At 65.1% G+C, this 23790-nt stretch carries 23 protein-coding genes and 3 pseudogenes; 9 read left to right on the top strand and 17 right to left on the bottom strand.

Annotated elements, in window-relative coordinates; translation table 11 throughout:
* Nucleotides 1-313: 313 nt before the first annotated feature.
* The 12 genes and pseudogenes from YU9_RS0115675 to YU9_RS0115620 all read right to left on the bottom strand — a co-directional run bounded on the left by YU9_RS0115675 (nucleotide 314) and on the right by YU9_RS0115620 (nucleotide 11063).
* A complete protein-coding gene (locus tag YU9_RS0115675) occupies nucleotides 314-2434 on the bottom strand; it encodes a sodium-translocating pyrophosphatase (protein WP_027573696.1) in 2121 nt (706 codons plus the stop codon).
* Nucleotides 2435-2669: 235 nt separating this feature from the next.
* Nucleotides 2670-3668, bottom strand: coding sequence for a thiamine-phosphate kinase (thiL, locus tag YU9_RS0115670; RefSeq protein WP_027573695.1), 999 nt, complete (start codon nucleotides 3666-3668; stop codon nucleotides 2670-2672).
* 175 nt (nucleotides 3669-3843) lie between these two features.
* The gene (gene nusB, locus YU9_RS0115665) at nucleotides 3844-4341 is read right to left on the bottom strand and encodes a transcription antitermination factor NusB (RefSeq protein WP_027573694.1); all 498 of its coding nucleotides are present in this window, start codon (nucleotides 4339-4341) and stop codon (nucleotides 3844-3846) included.
* A gap of 4 nt (nucleotides 4342-4345) precedes the next feature.
* Nucleotides 4346-4837, bottom strand: a complete 492-nt coding sequence (gene ribH, locus YU9_RS0115660; protein ID WP_027573693.1) for a 6,7-dimethyl-8-ribityllumazine synthase — start codon at nucleotides 4835-4837, stop codon at nucleotides 4346-4348.
* A gap of 151 nt (nucleotides 4838-4988) precedes the next feature.
* Nucleotides 4989-5615: a riboflavin synthase gene (locus YU9_RS0115655; protein ID WP_027573692.1), complete on the bottom strand. Its 627-nt coding sequence runs from the start codon at nucleotides 5613-5615 to the stop codon at nucleotides 4989-4991.
* Nucleotides 5615-6763 carry a bifunctional diaminohydroxyphosphoribosylaminopyrimidine deaminase/5-amino-6-(5-phosphoribosylamino)uracil reductase RibD gene (gene ribD, locus YU9_RS0115650; RefSeq protein WP_027573691.1) on the bottom strand — a complete coding sequence of 383 codons (1149 nt, stop codon included), beginning with the start codon at nucleotides 6761-6763 and terminating at the stop codon, nucleotides 5615-5617. The genes YU9_RS0115655 and ribD overlap by 1 nt, the downstream gene beginning before the upstream one ends.
* The gene (nrdR, locus tag YU9_RS0115645; RefSeq protein WP_011087793.1) at nucleotides 6760-7242 is read right to left on the bottom strand and encodes a transcriptional regulator NrdR; all 483 of its coding nucleotides are present in this window, start codon (nucleotides 7240-7242) and stop codon (nucleotides 6760-6762) included. The genes ribD and nrdR overlap by 4 nt, the downstream gene beginning before the upstream one ends.
* 29 nt (nucleotides 7243-7271) lie before the next feature.
* A complete protein-coding gene (glyA, locus tag YU9_RS0115640) occupies nucleotides 7272-8570 on the bottom strand; it encodes a serine hydroxymethyltransferase (RefSeq protein WP_027573690.1) in 1299 nt (432 codons plus the stop codon).
* A gap of 247 nt (nucleotides 8571-8817) precedes the next feature.
* Nucleotides 8818-9039: a hypothetical protein gene (locus tag YU9_RS0115635; protein WP_027573689.1), complete on the bottom strand. Its 222-nt coding sequence runs from the start codon at nucleotides 9037-9039 to the stop codon at nucleotides 8818-8820.
* A gap of 37 nt (nucleotides 9040-9076) precedes the next feature.
* Nucleotides 9077-9311: pseudogene (locus tag YU9_RS49910) on the bottom strand (hypothetical protein).
* Between the two features lie 200 nt (nucleotides 9312-9511).
* A complete protein-coding gene (gene ldtR, locus YU9_RS0115625; RefSeq protein ID WP_025036696.1) occupies nucleotides 9512-10030 on the bottom strand; it encodes a transcriptional regulator LdtR in 519 nt (172 codons plus the stop codon).
* A gap of 535 nt (nucleotides 10031-10565) precedes the next feature.
* Nucleotides 10566-11063 (bottom strand): DUF6163 family protein, encoded by a 498-nt coding sequence (locus YU9_RS0115620; RefSeq protein ID WP_027573688.1) that lies wholly within the window; start codon nucleotides 11061-11063, stop codon nucleotides 10566-10568.
* Between the two features lie 122 nt (nucleotides 11064-11185).
* On the opposite strand from YU9_RS0115620, the gene hemB reads away from it, so the two are divergent.
* From hemB to YU9_RS0115590, 6 genes are all read left to right on the top strand, one after another.
* On the top strand, nucleotides 11186-12247 hold the full coding sequence (gene hemB / locus YU9_RS0115615; protein ID WP_027573687.1) for a porphobilinogen synthase: 1062 nt from the start codon (nucleotides 11186-11188) through the stop codon (nucleotides 12245-12247).
* A 362-nt stretch (nucleotides 12248-12609) separates the two neighbouring features.
* The gene (locus tag YU9_RS0115610; protein ID WP_027573686.1) at nucleotides 12610-13149 is read left to right on the top strand and encodes an RDD family protein; all 540 of its coding nucleotides are present in this window, start codon (nucleotides 12610-12612) and stop codon (nucleotides 13147-13149) included.
* Between the two features lie 68 nt (nucleotides 13150-13217).
* The gene (locus YU9_RS0115605) at nucleotides 13218-13994 is read left to right on the top strand and encodes an arginyltransferase (protein ID WP_027573685.1); all 777 of its coding nucleotides are present in this window, start codon (nucleotides 13218-13220) and stop codon (nucleotides 13992-13994) included.
* Nucleotides 13995-14000: 6 nt separating this feature from the next.
* Nucleotides 14001-14519: a hypothetical protein gene (locus YU9_RS0115600; RefSeq protein WP_156951908.1), complete on the top strand. Its 519-nt coding sequence runs from the start codon at nucleotides 14001-14003 to the stop codon at nucleotides 14517-14519.
* Nucleotides 14520-14627: 108 nt separating this feature from the next.
* Entirely contained in the window at nucleotides 14628-14858 is a 231-nt protein-coding gene (locus YU9_RS0115595; protein WP_027573683.1) for an AbrB/MazE/SpoVT family DNA-binding domain-containing protein, read from the top strand.
* On the top strand, nucleotides 14848-15246 hold the full coding sequence (locus tag YU9_RS0115590) for a PIN domain-containing protein (protein ID WP_027573682.1): 399 nt from the start codon (nucleotides 14848-14850) through the stop codon (nucleotides 15244-15246). The genes YU9_RS0115595 and YU9_RS0115590 overlap by 11 nt, the downstream gene beginning before the upstream one ends.
* Before the next feature lie 39 nt (nucleotides 15247-15285).
* Here YU9_RS0115590 and YU9_RS0115585 read toward each other — a convergent pair whose 3' ends face one another.
* The gene (locus YU9_RS0115585) at nucleotides 15286-16650 is read right to left on the bottom strand and encodes an Nramp family divalent metal transporter (RefSeq protein WP_027573681.1); all 1365 of its coding nucleotides are present in this window, start codon (nucleotides 16648-16650) and stop codon (nucleotides 15286-15288) included.
* Nucleotides 16651-16816: 166 nt separating this feature from the next.
* Here YU9_RS0115585 and YU9_RS0115580 point away from each other — a divergent pair, with 166 nt between their 5' ends.
* Entirely contained in the window at nucleotides 16817-18070 is a 1254-nt protein-coding gene (locus YU9_RS0115580) for an MFS transporter (protein ID WP_027573680.1), read from the top strand.
* Here the strand turns inward: YU9_RS0115580 and YU9_RS0115575 are convergent.
* On the bottom strand, nucleotides 18067-19326 hold the full coding sequence (locus YU9_RS0115575; RefSeq protein WP_027573679.1) for an adenylate/guanylate cyclase domain-containing protein: 1260 nt from the start codon (nucleotides 19324-19326) through the stop codon (nucleotides 18067-18069). The genes YU9_RS0115580 and YU9_RS0115575 overlap by 4 nt on opposite strands.
* Before the next feature lie 173 nt (nucleotides 19327-19499).
* Between YU9_RS0115575 and YU9_RS0115570 the strand changes: the two genes are divergently transcribed.
* Together YU9_RS0115570 and YU9_RS0115565 are read left to right on the top strand one after the other, a co-directional pair.
* A complete protein-coding gene (locus YU9_RS0115570; protein ID WP_027573678.1) occupies nucleotides 19500-20657 on the top strand; it encodes an MFS transporter in 1158 nt (385 codons plus the stop codon).
* A gap of 31 nt (nucleotides 20658-20688) precedes the next feature.
* Nucleotides 20689-20880, top strand: a complete 192-nt coding sequence (locus tag YU9_RS0115565) for a hypothetical protein (RefSeq protein WP_027573677.1) — start codon at nucleotides 20689-20691, stop codon at nucleotides 20878-20880.
* Here the strand turns inward: YU9_RS0115565 and YU9_RS41530 are convergent.
* The 3 genes and pseudogenes from YU9_RS41530 to dmeF all read right to left on the bottom strand — a co-directional run bounded on the left by YU9_RS41530 (nucleotide 20877) and on the right by dmeF (nucleotide 23697).
* Nucleotides 20877-21752: pseudogene (locus tag YU9_RS41530) on the bottom strand (DMT family transporter). The gene YU9_RS0115565 and the pseudogene YU9_RS41530 overlap by 4 nt on opposite strands.
* 80 nt (nucleotides 21753-21832) lie before the next feature.
* Nucleotides 21833-22661 (bottom strand): annotated as a pseudogene (locus tag YU9_RS41525) (N-acyl homoserine lactonase family protein).
* Nucleotides 22662-22728: 67 nt separating this feature from the next.
* Entirely contained in the window at nucleotides 22729-23697 is a 969-nt protein-coding gene (gene dmeF / locus YU9_RS0115550; protein ID WP_027573676.1) for a CDF family Co(II)/Ni(II) efflux transporter DmeF, read from the bottom strand.
* Nucleotides 23698-23790 lie beyond the last annotated feature (93 nt).

Raw genomic sequence — 23790 nt, 5'->3', positions numbered from 1 at the left:
TAAGACCGACCGCCTTCACCGCACGCCCGCCGGATTTACCACCCCGACCCTTGATGACCATGGACTTCGCAATCATGTGCTTGCTCGTCCGGCCGGGTAGGCCTCGTTATCCGGTTCTTGTCCATCGGGTCGCGGCTTTGCCCCGCGCTGTCTTCAGACCCCATCTCGCGATGACGCCCTTGCGCTTCGCTAATCCTTCGCCGTCATCAGGCTGGATAGAGGACTTCCACCTCCAAGCTGTCGTTCATACTCGGCACACACAAAAAGCCCCGCGGCTTTCGCCGCGGGGTGATCTTGCACCTCTGCTCGCCGCTCAGTGCGCCAGGATCGCCAGCAGCAGAAGGGCCACGATGTTGGTGATCTTGATCATCGGGTTCACCGCGGGACCCGCCGTGTCCTTGTAGGGATCGCCGACGGTGTCACCGGTGACGGCGGACTTGTGGGCATCGGAGCCCTTGCCGCCGAAATGGCCGTCCTCGATGTACTTCTTGGCGTTGTCCCAGGCACCGCCGCCCGAGGTCATCGAGATCGCGACGAACAGACCGGTCACGATCACGCCGAGCAGCATGGCACCGACGGCGGAGAACGCCGCCGACTTGCCGGCCGCGCCGCCGCCCGCGATCGCATAGATCAGGAAGTAGACGACGATCGGAGACAATACCGGGAGCAGCGAGGGGATGATCATCTCCTTGATCGCGGCACGGGTCAGCAGGTCGACCGCCTTGCCGTAGTCGGGCTTGTCGGTGCCTTGCATGATGCCCGGCTTTTCGCGGAACTGACGCCGCACCTCCTCGACGATCGCGCCAGCCGCGCGGCCGACCGCGGTCATGCCCAGCGCGCCGAACAGATATGGCAACAGGCCGCCGAACAAGAGGCCCACCACCACGTAGGGGTTGTTGAGCGAGAAGTCCGGATTGACGCCGGCGAAGTAGGTGTGGTGCGCGGAGTCGGCAACGAAGAACTTGAGGTCCTGGTTGTAGGCCGCGAACAGCACCAGAGCGCCGAGGCCGGCGGAGCCGATCGCGTAGCCCTTGGTCACCGCCTTGGTGGTGTTGCCGACCGCGTCGAGCGCATCGGTCGATTTGCGCACCTCCTTCGGCAGGCCCGCCATCTCGGCGATGCCGCCGGCATTGTCGGTGACGGGGCCGAAGGCATCGAGCGCGACGATCATGCCGGCCAGCGCCAGCATGGTGGCAGTCGCGATCGCGATGCCGAACAGGCCGGCGAGGCTGTAGGTGACGAGGATGCCGGCGATGATCACGATCGCGGGCAGCGCGGTCGCTTCCATCGAGACGGCGAGACCCTGGATCACGTTGGTGCCGTGACCGGTGACCGAGGCCTGCGCGATCGACTTCACCGGACGGTAGTCGGTGCCGGTGTAGTATTCGGTGATCCAGATGATCAGCGCGGTGACGACGAGGCCGACCACGCCGCATTCGAACAGCGCCATGCCGGTGTAGTCGACGCCCTCGAGCTTGCCGAAGCCGATCAGGTAATAGATCACCAGCGCGATGCCGATCAGCGACAGGATGCCGGTCGCGATCAGGCCTTTATAGAGCGCGCCCATGATCGACTGGCTCGGCCCGAGCTTGACGAAGAAGGTGCCGATGATCGAGGTGATGATGCAGATGCCGCCGATCGCGAGCGGCAGCGTCATCATGTTGGCGAGGATCGGCGTCTTGGCGAAGAAGATTGCCGCCAGCACCATCGTGGCAACCGCGGTCACCGCGTAGGTCTCGAACAGGTCGGCGGCCATGCCGGCGCAGTCGCCGACATTGTCACCGACGTTGTCGGCGATGGTCGCGGGGTTGCGCGGATCGTCCTCGGGAATGCCGGCCTCGACCTTGCCGACGAGGTCGCCGCCGACATCAGCACCCTTGGTGAAGATGCCGCCGCCGAGACGGGCGAAGATCGAGATCAGCGAGGCGCCGAAGCCGAGTGCCACCATGGCGTCGACCACGGTGCGGCTGTCGGGCGCGAGCTTCAGCGAGTGGACCAGGAAGCCGAAATAGAGGGTCACGCCCAGCAGCGCGAGGCCGGCCACCAGAAGCCCGGTGATGGCACCCGCCTTGAAGGCGAGCTCGAGGCCGCCGGCAAGCGACGCCGTTGCGGCCTGGGCCGTGCGCACATTGGCGCGGACCGAGACGTTCATGCCGATGAAACCGGCCGCTCCCGACAGGACGGCGCCGATGGCAAAACCGATCGCGACATAGACCCCGAGGAAATAGGCAAGCAGCACGAAGATGACGATGCCGACGAGACCGATCGTGGTGTACTGGCGCCGCAGATAGGCCTGTGCGCCTTCACGCACGGCTCCTGCGATCTCCTGCATGCGCGGCGACCCCGCATCCGCGCCCAACACCGAAGACGTCGCCCAAATCGCGTAGACGACGGAAAGCACTCCGCAGAGCACTATCAACCATAATGCTGTCATGTGATTTTTGCCTCAGATCCTTGATGTACCCCCGGCGCCTTTTGTTGTCCGTCGTGCGGTGCGGCGCCTTGATTTTGAACAAAGCCGCCCCCTTGCCCTAAGGGGCGGCCTCAGTCGGTTGCGAGCTTGCCAAAATCAAATTGAGGGTGCAACGCCGGATAAGGCCGAAAACGCCGATCTCGGCAGGTATTTAGGACCAAGTGCTGCGAACTAAGATGCCGGTTTTGAGCAATTCCTAGAAGTGGCTGTAGGACAGCCGCGTCAAGAGCAGTTCCTGGCCCTGCCCGTCCAGGAAGCGCGGCCGCTCGTGAGCCTCCACGATCGCACCGATCGCGGTCACGGCAACGCCCATGGCCTGCCCCGCGGCAATCAGCGCATCGCTTTGGGCGGGCGGGACGGTGCACAGCACCTCGTAGTCATCGCCTCCCGCAAGCAGCGCCTCGACGCAAACGACATTGCGGGCGAGCAGGCCGGCCGCCGCGGCCGAGAGTGGCACGCTTGTCACGTCGACCGAAGCCGAGACCCCGGACGCTGCGCAGAGCTTGGTCAGATCGCCAGCGAGGCCGTCGGAGACGTCCATCGCAGCGGTCGCATGATCGCACACGGCCCGTGCCAGCGCGTTGCGCGGCTGCGGCACCCGATAGCGTGAGACCAGAAAATCCCGTGCAGCGGGATCGGATGTCAGCGCGCCGGCAGCGGCGCCGCCGCTGAGCACGTCGAGGCCGAGAGCGGCGTCGCCGATCGTCCCCGTCACCAGGATGCGGTCGCCCGGCCTTGCGCCGGTGCGTCCAATCATCCGTCCCCGAGGCACACGGCCGAAGGCCGTGATCGAGATCATCTGCGGGCCCGGAGTCGACACCGTGTCACCGCCGAGCAGAGGACAAGCGAAGGTCTTTGCATCCTCGCCCAGCGCGTCCGCAAAGGGACGGAGCCAGGCATCCTCTTGGCTGCGCAATGCCAGTGTCAGCACGAAGCCGGCAGGCAGCGCGCCCTTGGCGGCGAGATCGGACAGGTTCACCCGCAGCGCCTTGCGCGCGATGGTATCAGGGGGATCGTCGGAAAGATAATGCACGCCCTCGACGACGGCATCGGTGGTGACGACGATGTCGTCGCCGGATGAGCACAGGATCGCAGCGTCATCGACCAGCCCGAACGCGCCGGGATCGGTCGCCAGCGGCTTGAAATAGCGCGCGATGAGGGAGTCTTCGGCGGAGGGATTTTGCGTGTTTGCCATCGGCGTCAGCCACATCCACCGCTGTCATCGCCCGGCTTGACCGGGCGATCCAGTATTCCAGAGACGCTTACGTGGAATCGAGAGGCCGCGGCGTACTGGATCACCCGCCTTCGCGGGTGATGACAGCGGAATATGGGGCAGCCGTCTCGCATCAAGTCACCGCCCTCGGCGATCATTACCCCCGTCCGAACTCGTCGCCACGAAACTGCCGGCCGATCTGGTCGAGTACGGCGTTGACCATGCCGGTCTCCTCGCGATCGACGAAGGCATTGGCGACATCGACATATTCCGAGACGACAACCCGGCCCGGCACGTCCTTGCGATGCTGGAGCTCATAGGCTCCCGCGCGCAACACCGCGCGCAGGATGGCTTCGATCCGCTTCAACGGCCAGCCCTTCGACAGCGCCTCATCGATCAGCGGATCGAGCTTCTTCTGGTCACGCACCACGCCCGAGACGACGTCGCGGAAGAAGGCCGCTTCGGCCGGCAGGTACGTGTCGCCCTCGACCTCATTGCCGAGCCAATGGCTCTCGAACTCGGCGAAGATATCGTTGATGCCGGCGCCGGCGATGTCCATCTGGTACAGCGCCTGCACGGCGGCGAGCCGCGCCGCACCGCGCCGGTTTGCCTTCTTCTCTGGATTGCCAGCCGGCTTCTTGCTGTTGTCGGCCATGGCGTCAGGCCCGTGCCAGGCGGCGTTTGATGCGCAGCATCGCCAGCGCGGCGCGCGCGGCATCGCCGCCCTTGTTGAGCTCGCTGGCGCGCGCCCGCGCCCAGGCCTGGTCTTCATTGTTGACGGTCAGGATGCCGTTGCCGAGCGGCAGCTTGCGCGCCACCGCAAGGTCCATCAGCGCGCGCGAGGATTCCTGCGACACGATCTCGAAGTGGATGGTGTCGCCGCGGATGATGCAGCCAAGCGCGATCACCGCGTCATAGGGCTTGCCGTTCGCCGCCGCGGCATCGACCGCGATGGCGACCGCCGCCGGGATTTCCAGCGCACCGGGAACCGTGATGACGTCATGCGTCAGACCAGCCGCCTTCAGCTCGGCCACCGCGCCTTCGAGAAGCGCGTCCTGGAGATCGTCATAGAACCGCGCCTCGACAATCAACGCACGTGCGCCGGAAATGTCGGTCTGGTCCTTCAGAGGTGCGCGCCGCGCGTCTGCCATCGTTCAATCCGTTTCGAAAGGGGTCGGCGCTATGTAGTCGCCGGAAGCATGTAAGCCAAGTTAGAAACTGTCATTCCGGGGCAATGCGAAGCATCGAACGCGGAATCTCGAGATTCCGGGTCTGGTCCTCCGGACCATCCCGGAATGACGGCTACGCCGTCATTTCCGTCAGCCGCGCCGCGTAGCGGGCCATCAGGTCGACCTCGATATTGACCTCATGCCCCGCCTTCCAGCCGCCGATCGTCGTGACATCAAGCGTGTGCGGAATGATCAGCACCGAAAAGGTCACGTCTGCAACCGTATTGACCGTCAGCGAGACGCCGTCGAGCGTGATCGAGCCCTTGGTGGCGATGAACCGCGCCAGCTCCCGCGTCGTCGAGAGCACGAACCGCGCCATGTCGGGCAGGTCCTCGCGGCTGACGATGGTGGCGATGCCGTCGGCATGGCCGGCGACGATATGGCCGCCGAGCTCGTCGCCGATCTTCAGCGCACGCTCGAGGTTGAGCTTCGTCCCCACCTTCCAGTGCTTTGCCGTCGTCAGCGCCAGCGTCTCGGCCGCGGCATCGACGTCGAACCAGGTGCTTTGCTTAGAGTCCCTGCCGTCCGCAACGCCCGAGGCGACCACGGTCAGACAGACGCCGTTGCAGGCGATCGAGGCGCCGTCCGCGATCGTGCTCTGATCGTAGCGGCAGGCGATGCGCAGGCGGTGCAGCTGCCCCTGCGCCGTTGGCGTGAAGCTGACGATCTCGCCGATATCGGTGACAATGCCGGTGAACATTAGGCGCGCTCGTAGATGGTGAGAGTATCCTTGCCGAAGGTCTCGCTAGCATGAACCTTGTAGGCCGGCGACTGCGTGATTTTCGACAGGGGCAATGCATCGAGCGCATCGACACCGCCCTCGCCGACCGCTTCCGCGCCGCGGAACAGCCAGATCTCGTCAACGAGATCGGCCGCGACGAAGGACGCCGCAATACGGCTGCCACCCTCGACCATCAGCCGCGTGATGCCCTTCTCGGCCAGCGCATGCAGCACGGCCGGCAGATCGAGCCCGGATGCACCGCCCGGAGGCACGCGCAACATTTGCGCACCGGCCGCGCCAAGCCGCATGGCAGCAGCAGCCTCGGCGAGCTTAGAACCAACAACCCAGAGCGGCGTCTCGCGCGCGGAGCGCAGGAGCTGGCTCGATGCGGGAATCCGCAGGCTCTGGTCGAGCACCACACGCACCGGCGAGCGCGCCGCCATGCCCGGCAAGCGGCAGGTGAGAAGCGGATCGTCCGCCAGCACCGTGCCGATCCCGACCAGGATGGCATCGCTCTGCGCGCGCAAGAGGTGCACGCGATCCCGCACGGCCTCCCCCGTGATCGCGACTGGCTTGCCGCCGGCCGCGCCGATCTTGCCGTCAGGCGAGACCGCGAGCTTCAGGATCACATGCGGACGCTTGTCCCGGATACGGCGGAAATGCCCGGCATGATCGAACGCGGCCTCCGCCGCGCAAAGACCGACGTCCACCGTGATCCCTGCGGCGCGCAGGCGCGCATGGCCCTCCCCTGCGACTTCCGGATTGGGATCCTCGATCGCCGCCACCACCCGCTTGATGCCGGCGGCGATCACCGCATCGGCGCAAGGCGGCGACTTGCCGAAATGCGAGCATGGCTCCAGCGTGACATAGAGCGTGGCGCCCCGCGCCCCCTCGCCTGCGCGCCGCAGCGCCTCAGGCTCACCGTGCGGCCGTCCACCGGGCTGCGTCCAGCCGCGGCCGACGATGACCCCGTCCTTGACGATGACGGCGCCCACGGCCGGATTAGGCCAGGTCCGCCCCTGCCCGCGCTTACCCAGCGCCAGCGCCAGCTGCATGAAGCGGAGATCGGCCTCTTTGGCCTCGCGGGCCTTCTGCGCGAACTGATCTTCCAGGATGCGGAAGATCATTTGCGGATCGCGGCGAGCCGCGCTTCCTCCTCGCCGGAAAGCTCGCCGAGCACGTCGGCGAAATCCTTGGCCTCGCGGAAATTGCGGTAGACCGAGGCAAAGCGCACATAGGCGACGTCGTCGAGCGTGCGCAGATGCTCCATCACGGTCTCACCGATCACCTCCGAGGAGATCTCGGCCTCACCCCCGGTCTCGAGCTCGCGCACGATGGTGGAGACCATCTTCTCGACCCGCTCCGGCTCGACCTGCCGCTTGCGAAGTGAGATCTGCACCGAACGCATCAGCTTGTCGCGATCGAACGGCACGCGGCGGCCGTTGCGCTTGATCACCGTGAGCTCGCGCAGCTGCACGCGCTCGAAAGTGGTAAAGCGGAAATTGCAGGCGACGCACACGCGGCGCCTACGGATCACCGACGAGTCCTCGGTCGGACGCGAGTCCTTTACCTGCGTATCGAGACTGTTGCAGTTCGGGCACCGCATCCGCTTGCCTTGTTCAGTTTGCCTTGGCCTTACTGGTAGATCGGGAACCGGTCGGTGAGCGCCTTGACCCGTTCCTTGATCGCAGCTTCCACCAGCGGCGCCTTGCCGTCGGAGGACTGCGCGATCGCGTTGAGAACCTCGGCGATCATGCCGGCGACCTGCTGGAATTCAGCAACGCCGAAACCGCGGGTGGTCGCGGCCGGAGTGCCGAGACGCAGGCCCGAGGTGACGAAGGGCTTTTCGGGGTCGAACGGGATGCCGTTCTTGTTGCAGGTGATGGCGGCGCGGACCAGCGCCTTCTCCGAGACGTTGCCCTTCAGGCCCTTCGGCCTGAGATCGACCAGCATCAGATGGTTGTCGGTGCCGCCCGAGACGATATCGAACCCGTGGCTCTTCATCGCCTCGGCGAGCGCCTTGGCGTTCTCGACGACGTTCTTGGCATAGACCTTGAAGTCCGGCCGCAGCGCCTCGCCAAAGGCAATGGCCTTCGCCGCAATCACGTGCATCAAAGGACCGCCCTGGAGGCCCGGGAAGATCGCCGAGTTGAGCTTCTTGGTCAGCGTCTCGTCATTCCACAGCATCAGGCCGCCGCGCGGACCGCGCAGCGACTTGTGCGTCGTCGTCGTGGTGACGTGCGCGTACGGCACCGGCGAAGCATGCACGCCGCCGGCGACGAGCCCGGCGAAATGCGCCATGTCGACCAGGAGGTACGCACCGACGCTATCCGCGATCTCGCGGAAACGCTTGAAGTCCCAGGCGCGCGAATAGGCGGAGCCGCCCGCGACGATCAGCTTCGGCCTGACCTCTTCGGCCTGCTTCTGGACCGCGTCCATGTCGATGATCTGGTCTTCGCGGCGTACGGTGTAGTGCGCGGCCTTGAACCACTTGCCGCTCATGTTGACGGGCGAGCCGTGGGTGAGATGGCCGCCGGCCGCGAGGTCGAGGCCCATGAAGGTGTCGCCGGGCTGCAGCAGTGCCAGGAACACCGCCTGGTTCATCTGGCTGCCGGAGTTCGGCTGCACGTTTGCGAAGTTCGCACCGAACAGCTTCTTGGCGCGATCGATCGCGAGGTTCTCGGCGACGTCGACCCACTCACAACCGCCGTAGTAACGCGCGCCCGGATAACCTTCCGCGTATTTGTTGGTCATCACCGAACCCTGCGCTTCCAGCACGGCCCGGCTGACGATGTTCTCGGAGGCGATCAGCTCGACCTCGTGGCGCTGCCGGCCGAGCTCGCCCTTGATGGCGGCGGCGATTTCCGGATCGGCCTGGTTGAGCGAGGCGGTGAAAAACGAATCGGGCGCGGAGGCGGTTTTTGCGAGGGTCATCTTGCGAATATCTCCACCGCCGCAGCCTTTTGGCGGGCTACGGGCGGGTCTGGTGTGGCGATCGGAAGCACGCGCGATCTACCACATCGGCCGCAACAGGCCAAGCATTTGCGGGTCGGGCCTGATATTTATGCAAGATATGGTGGGGATTGGAGGTTTTCAGACCGGGAGCGGTTCTATGGAACCGCTCCTCTGCAATAACTGGACTAGGGCCCTGACAGCTCCACTGGGCGGAGCCGACGTCGTTTCACAGCCCGGTATACCCCGCCTTCACGGGGTCCACGCTGCCGTCGAGCTGGCGCAGGTAAGTCAGGCCGCACACCGTCAACCTGTGCGGGTCCGTCTCGCCGGCTTCCATCAGGATGTTGAGGTAGTTCGTGACCTTGACACGCGCCTCCTCGCTGGCCGCCGCGGTGCGGTTGGCGAGCAGGTCATAGGTCTGCATGATGCGGTCGATGGCGGCTTCCATGGCACCCTCTGGTCTATCGCTATTTTGGGAGTCTTGATCAGGCAACCGCTCTGGCCTCGGTCTGCTGGAACTTGGCGATTGCCTTATTGGCCAACCTGATTCTGTTGAATTCGCCTTGCTGGAGCAGCTTGGCGATCAGGCCAAGCAGGGGTTCGTCGGTGACCAGAGAGTCCGGGATTCGCGCCGGAGCGGCGAAGGAAGTTCGCGGCAATGGCGTAGGCTTCGCTTACGAGTTCCACGTTCATCGACTGAAGCCCGCGCTCGACCAGCATCGACGTTTCTCCGATCCGAAGGAGATAAGCGCCGAGCCCGGAACTGGTTCCTCGCAGTCGCGAATTTTTTCGCAGGTGCAAAAACACAAAACGCACCGGTCCGGGGCAACTCCGGACCGGCGCGCTTGGGGAAGTCAGCCACGTTCGGGAGGGCTGCCGGTCTTGTGCGGGCCGGCTTGGCCTTGATCCCTTTTCGAAACTCAGAGGCGATAGAGGATCTGGTCGGTCCAGAACCGCTCGAGGCGGTGCAGCGACTTGTTGAGGGTCGCAAACTCGTCGCCGGAGATGCCGCCGACCTGCTCCACCGTCTTGACGTGCTTCTGGTAGAGCGCATCGACGATGCGGCGGACTTCCTGGCCCTGCGGGGTCAGGCGGATGCGCACCGAGCGGCGATCGACGCGTGAGCGCTGATGATCGAGGAAGCCGAGCTCGACGAGCTTCTTCAGATTGTAGGAGACGTTGGAGCCGAGATAGTAACCGCGCGTGCGCAGCTCGCCCGCGGTCAGCTCCTTGTCGCCGATGTTGTAGAGCAAGAGTGCCTGGACCGAGTTGATGTCCGCACGGCCGCGGCGATCGAATTCATCCTTGATGACGTCGAGGAGCCGGCGATGCAGCCGCTCCACCAGAGTCAAAGCTTCCAGATAGAGCGACTGCACCGAACCCTGCTGGCCGGAGACGCGCTCTGCGGTATCTGCCGCAGTTGCGACGGCTTTCATCATGACACTTCCCCTGTTGTCGTTTTTATCGACACTTATTCGACGAAACTTGTGTCCCGTCTGATAGGTGCAACTTAAGGGGCGCGTTTGAAGATCGGCTTAAATAAGAGAATAAAGAGATCATGAATTTAAGACAGTGAATTGCGCATTAAGCCTGTGCCACAAGCACTTTTCGCAACCGTCTGTTGACCTTCGCAAGGTCCTGTTCACCCTCCGTCCGCCGCTGTTGTCGCATTCCAGAACAGCCCGCCCCATTTCGAAACGAGCGCGTATCGGCTGTGGCGGAACCGGCTGGTCAATGAAAACTTACCGCGAATTTTAGGCAACCAACGGTCAACCAAGCGCAACAATCTCCTGTCCCGGACAAGCGCAGCGAAGCGGAGCGCAGAGCGGGGACCTAGAAAGCCACAAGCGAGATCGCGGAAAGATGGGCCCCGGCTCTGCAACGCATCACGCCGCACTGGACGATGCTTCGCATCGCCAGGGGCGCGCTGTGCTGCGTCCGGGGCACGAGAACAATTCGGATCGAAGGTGTAGCCTACGGCGGCCGTTCGCGCGCGGCCATCCAGGCGAGCGCCAGATAGGCGGCAAGCATGAAGACCTCGACGCCGACCACGACGAGGCTGCCGCCGTAAATTCCCGGGAACATCAGCTCGATCACGGCCATCGACACCACGGTCGTCAGCCACACCACCGCGCCCCAGGGCGTCGCGAGCCACAGGCCGACGGCGGCGACGAGCTCGATTACTGCGAAGTAGACGGTTGCGGCCTGCCAGGCCATCGACTGGTTCTCGAATGCCTCGTCTTCGCCGCCGACAAAGCCCGTGACCTGCGCCCAGTGATAAAGACCCTTGAGGATCGCGAGCAGCGCCATCACCCGCAGGAACAGCACCAGCCGGCGGGTCCAGACATTGTTGTCGGACTCTGAGCGCTCCGAGGAGATCGCCGCCACCGACAATGCACTTTCTCTGGCATTGTCTCGGGCAGCGTCTCTGGCGCTGTCGCGGGCCGCATCGCGGGTGGAGATTTCGGACATGGCCCCTTCTGGCTGCTTCGGCCCGCAAAATCAATCGGCTGCCATCCCTTGCGGCAGGTCAAGCCGCGGTGACGGGAACCATGCGAGCTGGTATAAGAATAATTCCAGCCGGAGGAAGAGTGATGGCGATCAAATACGGACGTCCGATCGAATTGCGCGAGGTTTCGCGCCGGGATGGTGGAGCGGCCTCCCCTGCCCTCGATCTGACCGTCCGCCCGCGCCGCAACCGCAAGGCCGAATGGGCCCGGCGGATGGTGCGCGAGAACGTCCTCACCACCGACAACCTGATCTGGCCGCTGTTCCTGATCGACGGCCAGAACAAGCGTGAGCAGGTCGCCTCGATGCCGGGCATCGACCGCCTCAGCGTCGACCAGGCCGTGCGCGAGGCCGAGCGCGCGATGAAACTGACCATCCCCTGCATCGCGCTGTTTCCCTACACCGACCCGTCCTTGCGCGACGAGGAAGGCTCGGAAGCCACCAATCCGAACAACCTGGTCTGTCAGGCCGTGCGCGCGATCAAGAAGGAGTTTCCGGAGATCGGCATCCTCTGCGACGTCGCGCTCGATCCCTTCACCAGCCACGGCCATGACGGTCTGATTTCCGACGGCAAGATCCTGAACGACGAGACCGTTGCCGTGCTGGTGCGTCAGGCGCTGGTGCAGGCCGAAGCCGGCTGCGACATCATCGCACCCTCCGACATGATGGACGGCCGCGTCGGCGCGATCCGCGAGGCGCTGGATCGCTCAGGTCTGCTCGATGTGCAGATCATGGCCTATGCGGCCAAATACGCCTCCGCTTTCTACGGACCGTTCCGCGACGCCATCGGCTCGGCCAAGACACTGACCGGCGACAAGCGCACCTACCAGATGGACAGCGCCAACACCGATGAAGCGCTGCGCGAGGTCGAGCTCGACATCGCCGAGGGCGCCGACATGGTGATGGTGAAGCCCGGCATGCCCTATCTCGACGTTGTCCGCCGCGTGAAGGACACGTTTGCGATGCCGACCTTCGCCTACCAGGTCTCCGGCGAATACGCGATGATCGCCGCCGCCGCCAACAATGGCTGGCTCGACGGCGAACGCGCCATGATGGAGAGCCTGCTCGCCTTCAAGCGCGCCGGCGCCGACGGTGTGCTGAGCTATTTTGCGCCGAAGGCGGCGGAGAAGCTGCGCGCGCAGGGATGAGGTGCTTCGTCCACTCTATCCGTCCTCCCATGCCCCGGACGCAATGCAGCACGGCGCACTTGCGACGTGATGCGTTGCAGAGCCGGGGCCCATCTCACCGCGATCTCGCTTGTGGCCTGTGGGTCCCGGCTCTGCGCACCGCTTCGCGGCGCTTGTCCGGGACACGAGGGCGGGTTGCGCGCACATCGCAAGCGCGACGATGATGGGTACCGGTACCGCCGCGCTCTGCCCACCGCTACCGCGCCGGTCCCCGCCCCCGAATCGCCGGAATATTTCGGCTTGTTAATGCCAAAGCGTCCTTGGCATCGGGATGGCTTGTACCCATGTCCTGCCTCGGAAGCTTTCCCGTTGGAGGACGGACGATGTCGTATTCGGATTCGGGCAACACCTGGCGCAATGACGGCGGGGTGCAGCCCCACGCCTACGATCCTTACCTGCATCCGGAACTGTTCCGCGGCGTGGCGACGCGGCGGGTGTTTGCCTTCCTGATCGACATGGTCGTGATCTCGGTCCCGGTGATCCTCGGCTACATCTTCATCGCATTGTTCGGCGTCGTCACCCTCGGCCTCGGCTGGGCGCTGTTCTGGATCGCATGGCCGGCCTCCGTGATCTGGGCCATCGTCTATTACGGCGCCAGCATCGGCGGCCCGTCCTCCGCCACGGTCGGCATGCGCCTGATGGACCTGGAATTGCGCACCTGGTACGGCGCGCCCGGCTACTTCGTGCTCGGCGCCACCCATGCCGTGCTGTTCTGGGTCACGGTCTCCTTCCTGTCGCCTTTCGTGGTTCTGGTCGGCCTGTTCAACGGCCGCCGTCGCCTCCTGCACGATTTCGTGCTGGGAACGGTCGTGATCAACAATTCGGTTCGCATACCCGCACCCCAGGCGGCGCGGACGTGGTGAGCTAACCGATTGACCGGGGGCTTCTGGAGCGCGATGCTGATGCCCGTTTCGGAGGCCCACGACGTCCCTTGACCCAACATTCGCGCGACACCCCCCAATTTTACCTCACGGCGCCATCGCCCTGCCCGTACTTGCCGGGACGCCATGAGCGCAAGGTGTTCACGCATCTCGTCGGGGACCGGGCCGGCGACCTCAATGACCTCCTGACCCATGGCGGCTTCCGCCGCAGCCAGTCGATCGCCTACCGGCCGGCCTGCGACCAGTGCCGCGCCTGCGTCTCGGTCCGGGTCATCGCCAACGAGTTCCGGCCCTCCCGCAGCTTCCGGAAAGTCATGGCGCGCAATGCCGACATCATCGGCGAGCAGCGCAGTGCGGTGCCGACCTCCGAGCAATATTCGGTGTTCCGCGCCTATCTCGACGCCCGCCACCGCCACGGCGGCATGGCCGACATGACGGTGCTCGACTACGCCATGATGGTCGAGGACAGCCATGTCGAGACCCGCATCATCGAGTACCGCAAGCGCGGTCCCGACAGCGGCCTCACCGGCCGCGGCGAGGAGCTGATCGCGGTGGCGCTCACCGACGTGCTCAGCGACGGCCTGTCGATGGTCTATTCGTTCTTCGAGCCGAGCCAGGTCAGCCGCTCGATGGGCACCTTCATGATCCTCGACCACATCGCGCGTGCGCGACGTCAGGGCCTGCCTTACGTCTATCTCGGCTACTGGATCGAAGGCTCCAAGAAGATGGACTACAAGGCCCGCTTCCTGCCGCAGCAGCGCCTTGCCCCCTCAGGCTGGCTGCGCATCGACGCGCAGGGCGACACGGCGTCCGAGCCGCAGGATTAGGGAGCGATGTTCCTGCGTCTCGCTCGGCGCGCAGGTGCAACTTTGCGCCGTTTCAGCGTCGAGACTCTCCTCGGATCGTTCCTGGCTTCGGTTGCAACAGCCGATGCCCACGCCTGCGATGCAGGCTTCAAGGACTATTACGGAAGCTGCGTCGAGGCCAAATCGCCTCCTGCCAAGCTTCTCAAGTTCCTCAAGGACTATGCGCAGCAGACCAATAAGGTTGGCGAAGTCGCCGATCTGTTCTCCCCCGACGTTCCCCTGTTCGACAAGCCTGAACCGGGACGGAAGATCATCCATTCGTGGAAACGCCCAAATTCAGACATCGAGTCTGAAGCCAAAATCGAGAAGGTCCTGCGCGATTTCTACTACGTGACGGTCAGCATCTACGATGGCCCGACTTCGTGCGGCTTCGATGAAAGCAAGGCAAAGGGACCAAAAGCCACGCTGCGCGGTTACGTGCCCAAGACCAATCCGCAGGATGTGCCATCGCTCTGGAAGTTCAGGCATCTGAGCGGGCTCTGCTAGCAGCCACGCCCGCAGGCGCCGCACGGTTGCTGGTATCGACCTTGACATCCTGCGCGTTAGATATACATATTTACCCTATGTATATCCGTATATCCAACGGAGGGGCAAATGCAGGTCGCCAAGTGGGGAAATAGTCTTGCAGTCCGCCTTCCCGCCACCGTCGTCGAGGCGCTTCAGCTGAAGGAAGGCGACGAAATCGAGATTCACATTGCTGGGGAGCGGGAGTTCGGTGTGGCGCGCAAGCCGGACCGTGCCGAGTTGCTAAAGCGTATTCGTGCGCTTCGCGGCAGCCTTCCTGTCGACTTCAAGTTCGACAGAGATGAAGCCAATGCCCGCTAGCTTCTTCGACACGAACGTCCTCGTCTATCTCCTGTCAGGCGACGCGGCGAAGGCTGATCGAGCCGAGCAAGCTCTTTTGGGCGGGGGCGTGATCAGCGTGCAGGTACTCAACGAACTTGCCAACGTAGCCCGACGGAAAATGCAATTGCCGTGGCGGGAGACACACACCTTCCTGGACTCGTTGCGCGGGCTACTTACGATTCAACCCGTCACGTTGGATATTCATGATACGGGCCTGAGTCTTGCTGAACGTTATGGGATGGCGACATACGACGCGATGATCGCCGCCTCTGCGCTCCACGCAGGATGTCAGACATTGCTATCCGAAGACTTCCAGCATGGAATGGTCTTGAAGGAAGGCCTTCGCATCACCAATCCGTTCGTGTGAGACGCGCTCCCAGGCCAAACCGCCCGCAGAGCGACCTACTCACCCGAAAAAGGTATCCGCCAGCAGCTTCAGATTCAAAATCACGATGATGCCCGCGACGATCCACGCGACCGCGGCAACGGACATCGGGATCGCGAACTTGCCCATCTTGCGCCGGTCCGAAACGAAGCGCACCAGCGGGATCACCGCGAAAGGCAGCTGCATCGACAGCACGACCTGGCTGAACACCAGCAAATCGGCCGTGCCGCGCTCGCCATAGATCGCCGTGACGATGATCACCGGAATGATGGCGATACCGCGCGTCAGCAGGCGGCGCGCCCAGCTCGGCAGGCGCAGGTCGAGAAAGCCCTCCATCACGATCTGGCCGGCGAGCGTCGCGGTGACCGTCGAATTCAGGCCGGAGGCAAGCAGCGCGACCGCGAACAGCGTCGAGGCGATGCCGAGACCGAGCAGCGGCGACAAGAGCTCGAAGGCCTGGCCGATCTCGGCGACGTCGGAATGGCCGCTTCTATGGAAGGTCGCGGCGGCCACCACGAGGATCGCAGCGTTGATGAACAGCGCCAGCATCAGCGCGATGGTGGAGTCCGTCGTTGCCCATTTGATCGCTTCGCGCCGGCCGGTGTCGTTGCGTTGATAGGCGCGCGTCTGCACGATCGAAGAGTGCAGGTAGAGATTATGCGGCATCACCGTGGCACCGATGATGCCGATCGCGATGTAGAGCATGTCGGAGTTGGTGAAGATCTCGCTCTTCGGCACGAAGCCCCGCAGAACCTCCGCCACCGGCGGGGCCGCAGCCGCGATCTGGACCACGAAGCAGACCGCGATCACCGCCAGCAGCGCGATGACGAAGGCCTCCAGGAAGCGGAAGCCACGGTTCATCAGGAGCAGCAGCAGGAAGGCGTCGAGGGCGGCGAGCAGCGCGCCGCCGATCAGCGGAATGCCGAACAGCAGCTTTAGCGCGATCGCGGTGCCGATCACCTCGGCGAGATCGCAGGCGATGATCGCCGCCTCGCAGGCGAGCCAGAGCAGGAAGTTCACCGCCGGCGAATAGGTGGCGCGGCAGGCCTGCGCGAGGTCGCGGTCGGTGACGATGCCGAGCCGCGCCGCCAGCGACTGCAGCAGGATCGCCATCAAGTTCGAGAGCAGGATGACGGAGAGCAGCGTGTAGCCGAACTTCGACCCGCCGGCGAGGTCGGTCGCCCAATTGCCGGGGTCCATGTAGCCGACCGAGACGAGGTAGCCGGGACCGACGAAGGCCAGCAGCCGTCGCAACCAGTGGCCAGCGGCCGGGATCGCGACTGTGGAATTGACCTCGGCGAGGCTCTTGGTGACGCGCGCATCAGCGCGCCAGCCGCTGGCGTCCTGGGTCAAGGTTTGGGTCAGGTCAGGCGATCTCGCATCCATGGCAGGAGAATACCGAAGTCGAAGCTTATTGCAACTCATTTGCAACTGCATCTAGCCGCATCGGTTCCCGATGCGCCGTTATCCGCCGTCCTGTCAGGAAGCGGGTGGGTTTGGCCGTCCGTGGAAGCGGATACTGGCGCCAACTCGACTTTGCAGGAAATGAGCCATGTCAACGCCCCCTCGCCTCCCCGACACCTTCAACCGCCTCGCCTGGTCGAATCTCGCGGCGCAGTCGGCCGAGCAGATCGCGCTCGCCGCAGCGCCCATCGTCGCCGTGCTGACGCTGGGCGTTGCCGAAGGTCAGACCGGCCTGCTCCAGACCGCGCTCACCTTGCCCTTCGTCCTGTTCGCCATTCCTGCCGGCGTGCTGGCCGACCGCATCTCTCGCCGCTGGCTGATGGCGGGCGCGGAGGCGTTGCGGGCGGCCGCGCTCACCGCCATCGTGCTGCTGGTGGCGCTGGGGGCCCTCAACTTGCCGCTGCTGGCCCTGCTCGGCTTCGCGGCGGTGTGCGGCACCGTCGTCTACAGCGTAGCGGCGCCGGCGCTGGTGCCCTCGCTGGTGAGCTCCGAGCTGTTGCCGGCGGCGAATGCCCGCATCGAGCTTGCGCGCACCATCGCCTTCGCCAGCGGCCCTGCGCTCGGCGGGGTGCTGGTGGGATGGTGGGGCGCGAGCCCGGCGTTCGGCTTTGCCGCGGCGCTCTCGGCCATCGCGGTATTGCTGCTCTCCGGCATCTACGAGCCCGCGCGCGCGCCTACGCCGCGGCGCCATCCGCTTCAGGAGATCCGCGAAGGCGCGGCCTTCGTGTTTCACCATCCGCTGCTGCGGCCGGTGCTCATCACCCAGTTCATCTTCAACACCGGCTGGTTCCTGCAGATCGCGGTGTTCGTGCCCTACGCCGTGCGTCATCTCGGCCTGACGGCCGCCGGTGTCGGCACGGTGCTGACGATGTACGGTGTCGGCATGGTGATCGGCGCACTGGTCGCCACGCGGGTGATGAAGCGCATCGCGTTCGGCCTCGTGGTCGGACTAGGCCCTGTCACCGGCTTCGTCGCCGCATTGGTGATGGCGCTGACGGTGCTGCTCCCCTCGCCCTGGCTCGCAGCCTTGAGCTTCTTCCTGCTCGGCGTCGGGCCGATTCTGTGGGTGATCTCGACGACGACCCTGCGCCAGTCCGTGACGCCGCCGCGGCTGCTTGGCCGCGTCTCCGCCATCAACATCATGAGCTACGGCGCCCGTCCGCTCGGCTCGGCGCTGGGCGCGATCGTCGGCGGCCTCTGGAGCGCGGAAGCGTGCCTCTATCTCGCCGCCGCCGTCTTCGGCATGCAGGCGCTGGTGATCCTGCTGTCACCGGCAGTGGCGCTGGATCGGCAGCCGGACATGGTGGGGGACGAGGCGGCGGCGCTGGAGCAGCCGGCCTAACCCGCCAGATAGCGCTCGTAGCTCCCCGCGACCGGCTCGCTCGCGTCGACCTCCGGATCCAGCGTGTAGAGATCCTGCGCGCGGCCGACGCCGCGCAGCGCATAGCGGCCGGTGGAGACGAGGTAGCGGCGGCCGGCAGTATCCAGGCCCTTGTAGAACTCGGATGAGGCCAGCAGCTCGCGGTCGACCGAGCGGCTCATCGAGGCGATGCGGCTGACCTCGTTGACGGTCGGGCCGACCACCGTGAAATCAAGCCGGTCCTCGCTGCCGATATTGCCGTAAAAGACCTCGCCGACATGCAGGCCGATATAGGCCGACGTGGTCGGACGGCCCTCCGCCGCCCGCCGCTTGTTCAGCGCGGCGACATTCTTGCGGAACAGGTGCTCGGCCCGTAACGCGGCCCGCCGCGCATCCGCCATGTCCTCGCCCCAGAACATCGCGAGCACGCCATCGCCGATCAGCTTCAGCACGTCGCCGCCGGCTTCGTGGATCGGATCGATCACGGCCTGCGCGTAGTCGTTGAGGAACGGGATGATCTCGTCGGGACCGATGCTCTCGCTGATGCCGGTCGAGCCGCGCAGGTCCGAATACCACAGCACCGCGTTGATGCGCTCGGTGACGCCGCGCGAGATGCGCCCGCGCAAAACCTGCTCGGACGCGTCGCGGCCGAGATAGACGCGGCCGAGTGTGCGCGCGATGTCGACCTGCTGCGCCGATTTGATCGCGAGCCCCAGCACCGGCACGAGATCGCGCAGCGCAGCCAGCTCGGATTGCGTGAAGCCGTCCTCGCGCCGCGTCGTCCAGTACGAGTAGAGACAGTCCATCTGCCCCAGCGCGCCGCTTTCGCCGAAGCGATGGACGAAGGCGAGGAAATGCCGATGGCCCTTCTCGGCGAGGTCGCCGATCTGCGAAAAATCGAGCGTGGCTGCGTCGGCGAGATCGATCACCATCTCGTCCTCGCCATGCTCGAGCAAATGATAGAACACCGACCGGCGCCAGTTCTTGTTCGGATCCCCCTCAGCTGTCGAGCCGTATTCGAACATGTCGCTCTCGTTGCTCGACCGGTCGGTCCAGCGAAAGCCGCGGCCCTCATAGATCGGGTGCAACGTGTCGATGAAGACCAGCCCGCGCGACAGGTCGAGGCCTTCGGCGCAGCAGCGCTCGCAGAAGCCGCGGAGCAGTTCGGGTTCAGGCAGGCCCGTAAGCCCCTGGCTGGTGACCCAGTTCATCAGTGAGAGGCGCGAAGTGACATGCATGCGCCATTATGGCGTGCATTCGTGACCGGCGAAAGGCGCGAGGGCCGGCATGCGCGCCAGGCTCGCGCTCCTTGCAGATCGAATATGTCGCGGGCGCGGTTGACGCACTTGCCACGCGGGCGGCAAATGCCGGCGATGAAGACTTCGTCGGCCAGAATCGGAGGCACGCGCCGATGACCCAGCGCCAGCTTCCGATCATCCTGGCGCTCGGCACCACCGAGACTCTGGCCTGGGCCTCGAGCTACTATCTGCCGGCGTTGCTTGCCGATCCCATGGCACGCGACCTCGGCGTCTCCTCCAACTGGATCTTCGGTGCGTTTTCGGCGGCGCTGGTGATCTCGGCGATGCTCGGCCCGCGCATCGGACGGCAGATCGATCTCGTCGGCGGTCGTCAGGTGCTGTCGGCCTCGAACCTGACCATTGCCGCCGGCCTGGTGCTCCTTGGTGTCTCGCAATCGATCGCGGTGATGGCGATCGCCTGGCTCGTGCTCGGCATCGGCATGGCGATGGGTCTCTACGACGCCGCCTTCGCCGCTTTGGGGCGCATCTACGGCACCGAGGCGCGCAGGCCCATCACCGGCATCACGCTGATGGCGGGCTTCGCCTCCACCGTGGGCTGGCCGCTCACCGCCTGGGGCATCGCCCATATCGGCTGGCGCGACACCTGTTTTGCGTGGGCCGCCGCCAACATCCTGATCGGACTGCCGCTCAACTTCTTCATGCTGCCGGCGATCAAGGGCGCCAAGCAAGCGGCGGCCACGGCCGAGAAGCCACATTTGCCGCTCGACCGCACCATGCTCTTGCTCGCCTTCATCTTCGCCGCGGTCTGGACCGTCACCGGCGCGATGGCCGCGCATTTCCCGCGCATCCTGGAGACGACGGGGGCCACGCCGGCCGAGGCCATCGCTGCCGGCGCACTGATCGGCCCGGCACAGGTCGGTGCACGCATGTTAGAGGCCGGCTTCCTCAGCCGCTTCCATCCGCTGTGGTCGACGCGGCTCGCCAGCCTCACCCATCCGGTCGGAGCCGTGATCGTCGCGATCTTCGGCGGCGCCGCGGCGAGCGCGTTTGCGCTGTTCCACGGCTCAGGCAACGGCATTTTGACGATCGCGCGCGGCACGCTGCCGCTGTCGATCTTCGGCCCGAAGGATTTCGGCTACCGCCTCGGCATCATCGGCGCCCCGGCGCGGATGGCGCAGGCGGTGGCGCCGCTCGCCTTCGGCCTGCTCATCGACCTCATGGGCGCCAAGGTGCTGATCGTCTCGTCTGCGCTCAGTCTCTCGGCGCTTGTGGCGCTGTTCCTGATCCACCCCAAGCCACGGCCGGATTGACCGCACCACGGCTTTCGCGCACAAGCGGGCCATGAGCGAAGACAACAGCCCGCCCCGTACCCTCAAGGGTCTCCTGCGCTGGGCGACCACGCCGCCGCAGGCGTGGGGCGTCTATTTGCTCGCCCTCCTCCTGGTGTGGCTGCTCTCGTTCTATGCCGGCACGCTGAAACCGAAGAAGACGCCGGACGCGAGCCCGCCGACGGTGAGCGCGCCGCGGAGCTAAGCCGCCTTACCCTCGCTGGTCGCAATCCAGATACCGGCGAACACCGCGACCAGCCGACCAGAAGATTTGTCGTGATCGGCTCGCCGATCAGCAGCGCCGCCAACAGAGCGGCTGCGATCGGATTGACCGTCATCGTATTGGCGACCCGGGTCGGCGTCGCCCGCGCCAGCGCCATGACCCAGAGAATGAAGGCGAGCGCACCGCCGCCAATCCCGAGATAGACGCCGGCAATCCACTGCGCCGGCGTGAAGTGCCCGAGCGCCGCAAAGCTGCCTTTCAACAAACCTGCGAGCACGAGCACGATGGCGCCCGCGCCCATGCCAACGGTGAGGAAACCGAGCGCGCTCGAGCGCTGCATCAGCGGACGCGACAGCACGTTGTAGAACGCCATGCAGAACACCGCGCACGTCATGATCAACTCGCCGCGCCAGGCACCGGGCGGACTCTGCGCGAGGCCCGCGGCCAGCGCCGCCGCCACGCCGAGCACGGCGACGCCTACGCCCGTGATCTTGCGCGCCGTCAGGCGCTCCACGCCGAGCAGCGCGCCGACCACCATGGTGTGGAGCGGCAACGTCGCCAGCGCAAGGCTGGCACGCGCGGCGGTCGTGTAGGAGACCGCGATGTTGTAGAGGATGAAGAACAGACCGAAGAAGCAGATGCCAAGCAGAATCACCGCTGCCCCCGGGCCGCTGCGGCCAGCGCACGCCGAGCAGAAGCGCGCAAGGCAACAAGCAGAGAAAGCCGATCCCCCAACGCAGGATCGCGAGCAGGATCGGATCGGCACCGCCGACGAGATAGCGGGTAATGGCCGCAGCAGTCCCGCCGAAGCTGCTCGACGCCAGCGCGATCGCAACCCCGGCCCACTCCCCCACAATCGCCTCCTGTCGCGGAGCTTTCGCGGGCCCTACCACGATGCTGTTGCCACCCTTATGGCAGCAGCCTTAGGAAAAGGTCAGTCGTAAAACTCCGGCGCCATCTTCTGGCTGTCGCGCTGGGCCTTGTCGTGATTGATCCAGAGCTGCCCTTTTTCCTTGGCGAGCGTGTCGGCGATCTTCTGCATCGAGGCCGCGCTCTGGTCCTTGTCGATGTTCATGCTGGGCGCGCGGCGGTTGTCCCAATTATCCCTGAAGTGCACGGCATCGCCCGACAGCACCACCGCGCCGGTCTTCGGCAGTTTCACCAGCAGCGACTGGTGTCCCGGCGTGTGGCCCGGCGTCGACAGGATGGTCACGCTGCCGTCGCCAAAGACATCCTTGTCGCCCGCGAGCAGCTCGACCGGATGTGACGGCTTGAATCGCGGCGCGTTGTTGGCGCCGGGCCAGTCATATTCGGCCTTCTGCACGTAGAGCGTCGCCTGCGGGAACAGCTCGACATTGCCGGTGTGATCCGGATGCGTATGCGAGACGGCCATCGCCTTGATGTCAGCGGGCTTGAGACCGAGCTGTTCGATCTGGGCGGCCAGCGTCTTCGGCCGGCGCCAGGTCACGGCTTTGGGATCGGCGGGCACGAGACCGTTCGGCATCGCGGCAACGGAATCGGCAACTCCGGTATCCCACAGGAACCAGCCCTTGGCATGCTCGACCAGATAACAGGTGTCGACGAAATCCATCGTCTTGCCTTCGTTCAGGCCCGGCGTCCACCGCGAGATGTCGCCGGCAGTGCCCTCTCCGCAATTCAGCACATAGAGCTTTTCAACGCCGGCCTTTTCCGATTGCGCCAGCGCCCCGGGGCCGGACAGAGCCAGTGGCGATGGCGAGCGCGAATGTGGTCCTGGGCATCATTGTTCCTCCCGCCATGCTGGCTGCGACCGAGGATCAACCCCGGCCGCGCAGCAGAATTCCGGTTCCGTCAATGCGGGCAGGTCTCGACTTCGACCGTGACGTGACTGAGGCCCTTCAGCCCGGCGAGCCGCTTCTTGTAGACGGCGGGCTGCTTCGGCTTGTCCGACACTACCGACACCAGCACGGCGCAATGGCCGGGGCCGACCTGCCAAAGATGCAGATCGGTGACACGATCCTCGCCAACCTCCATGCGGGCCCGGATCACCCGCTCCAGCTTCTCGTCGGCGCGCACGTCGAGCAGCACCGCACCCGATGACTTGATCAGGCCGAACGCCCAGCTCGCAATCACCGCGCTGCCGATCAGGCCGACGGCCGGATCGGCCCAGACCCAGCCCGAATACATGGCAACGGCGAGCGCTGCGATCGCCAGCACCGATGTCGCGGCATCTGCCATGACGTGGACATAGGCCGCGCGGAGATTGTTGTCGCGATGATGGTGATGGCCGTGATGATCATGGTCGTGATCGTCATGGTCATCATGCGCATGGCCATGATCGTGGCCGTGATGGTGATGATCGTGGTTGTCGCGCAGCAGCCACACACTGGCGAGATTGACGCACAGCCCGAGCGCGGCCACCGCGATCGCCTCGCCATAGACGATCGGCACCGGCGTGAACAGCCGCAGCACGCTCTCATAGGCGATCTCGACCGCGATCAGGCCGAGGATGACCGCGCTGGCGAAGGCAGCGAGATCGCCGAACTTGCCGGTCCCGAAGGTGAAATGCGCGTTCCCCAGATGCCGCCGCGCGAAGCGATAGGCGAAGGCGGCGATGCCGAGCGCCGCCGCATGCGTGCCCATGTGCCAGCCGTCGGCTAGAAGCGCCATCGAGCCGAACAGCGAGCCGGCAACGATCTCGCCGACCATCATGACCAGCGTCAGGACGACCACGAACCAGGTGCGCCGCTCGTTCTCGTCGTGCTTCTCGCCGAGGAAGGCGTGGTCGTGGGTCCATTGTTCGATGGAATGGGAATGCATCGAATTCTCCAGAAGATTCAGGTCTGTCGACGTACAATATAGACGCCGGGAACCAATTTTCTAAGGTCCAATCGTCCCGCCGATTGACAGTGC

The sequence above is a fragment of the Bradyrhizobium sp. WSM1743 genome (assembly GCF_000473065.1).
Lineage (GTDB): Bacteria > Pseudomonadota > Alphaproteobacteria > Rhizobiales > Xanthobacteraceae > Bradyrhizobium.
Note: the sequence above shows the minus strand (reverse complement) of the source record. Positions and strands in the feature narration are given on the sequence as shown.

Excerpts from the sequence above, each read along its gene's own strand:
- YU9_RS0115585 (WP_027573681.1), bottom strand. The coding sequence starts at position 16,650 with ATGGATGCGAGATCGCCTGACCTGACCCAAACCTTGACCCAGGACGCC.
- YU9_RS0115655 (WP_027573692.1), bottom strand. The coding sequence starts at position 5,615 with ATGTTCACCGGCATTGTCACCGATATCGGCGAGATCGTCAGCTTCACG.
- YU9_RS0115610 (WP_027573686.1), top strand. The coding sequence starts at position 12,610 with ATGTCGTATTCGGATTCGGGCAACACCTGGCGCAATGACGGCGGGGTG.
- dmeF (WP_027573676.1), bottom strand. The coding sequence starts at position 23,697 with ATGCATTCCCATTCCATCGAACAATGGACCCACGACCACGCCTTCCTC.
- YU9_RS0115590 (WP_027573682.1), top strand. The coding sequence starts at position 14,848 with ATGCCCGCTAGCTTCTTCGACACGAACGTCCTCGTCTATCTCCTGTCA.
- ribD (WP_027573691.1), bottom strand. The coding sequence starts at position 6,763 with ATGATCTTCCGCATCCTGGAAGATCAGTTCGCGCAGAAGGCCCGCGAG.
- nusB (WP_027573694.1), bottom strand. The coding sequence starts at position 4,341 with ATGGCCGACAACAGCAAGAAGCCGGCTGGCAATCCAGAGAAGAAGGCA.
- nrdR (WP_011087793.1), bottom strand. The coding sequence starts at position 7,242 with ATGCGGTGCCCGAACTGCAACAGTCTCGATACGCAGGTAAAGGACTCG.
- glyA (WP_027573690.1), bottom strand. The coding sequence starts at position 8,570 with ATGACCCTCGCAAAAACCGCCTCCGCGCCCGATTCGTTTTTCACCGCC.
- YU9_RS0115565 (WP_027573677.1), top strand. The coding sequence starts at position 20,689 with ATGAGCGAAGACAACAGCCCGCCCCGTACCCTCAAGGGTCTCCTGCGC.
- YU9_RS0115580 (WP_027573680.1), top strand. The coding sequence starts at position 16,817 with ATGTCAACGCCCCCTCGCCTCCCCGACACCTTCAACCGCCTCGCCTGG.
- YU9_RS0115620 (WP_027573688.1), bottom strand. The coding sequence starts at position 11,063 with ATGTCCGAAATCTCCACCCGCGATGCGGCCCGCGACAGCGCCAGAGAC.
- thiL (WP_027573695.1), bottom strand. The coding sequence starts at position 3,668 with ATGGCAAACACGCAAAATCCCTCCGCCGAAGACTCCCTCATCGCGCGC.
- ribH (WP_027573693.1), bottom strand. The coding sequence starts at position 4,837 with ATGGCAGACGCGCGGCGCGCACCTCTGAAGGACCAGACCGACATTTCC.
- ldtR (WP_025036696.1), bottom strand. The coding sequence starts at position 10,030 with ATGATGAAAGCCGTCGCAACTGCGGCAGATACCGCAGAGCGCGTCTCC.
- YU9_RS0115600 (WP_156951908.1), top strand. The coding sequence starts at position 14,001 with ATGTTCCTGCGTCTCGCTCGGCGCGCAGGTGCAACTTTGCGCCGTTTC.
- YU9_RS0115570 (WP_027573678.1), top strand. The coding sequence starts at position 19,500 with ATGACCCAGCGCCAGCTTCCGATCATCCTGGCGCTCGGCACCACCGAG.
- hemB (WP_027573687.1), top strand. The coding sequence starts at position 11,186 with ATGGCGATCAAATACGGACGTCCGATCGAATTGCGCGAGGTTTCGCGC.
- YU9_RS0115675 (WP_027573696.1), bottom strand. The coding sequence starts at position 2,434 with ATGACAGCATTATGGTTGATAGTGCTCTGCGGAGTGCTTTCCGTCGTC.
- YU9_RS0115575 (WP_027573679.1), bottom strand. The coding sequence starts at position 19,326 with ATGCATGTCACTTCGCGCCTCTCACTGATGAACTGGGTCACCAGCCAG.
- YU9_RS0115635 (WP_027573689.1), bottom strand. The coding sequence starts at position 9,039 with ATGGAAGCCGCCATCGACCGCATCATGCAGACCTATGACCTGCTCGCC.
- YU9_RS0115595 (WP_027573683.1), top strand. The coding sequence starts at position 14,628 with ATGCAGGTCGCCAAGTGGGGAAATAGTCTTGCAGTCCGCCTTCCCGCC.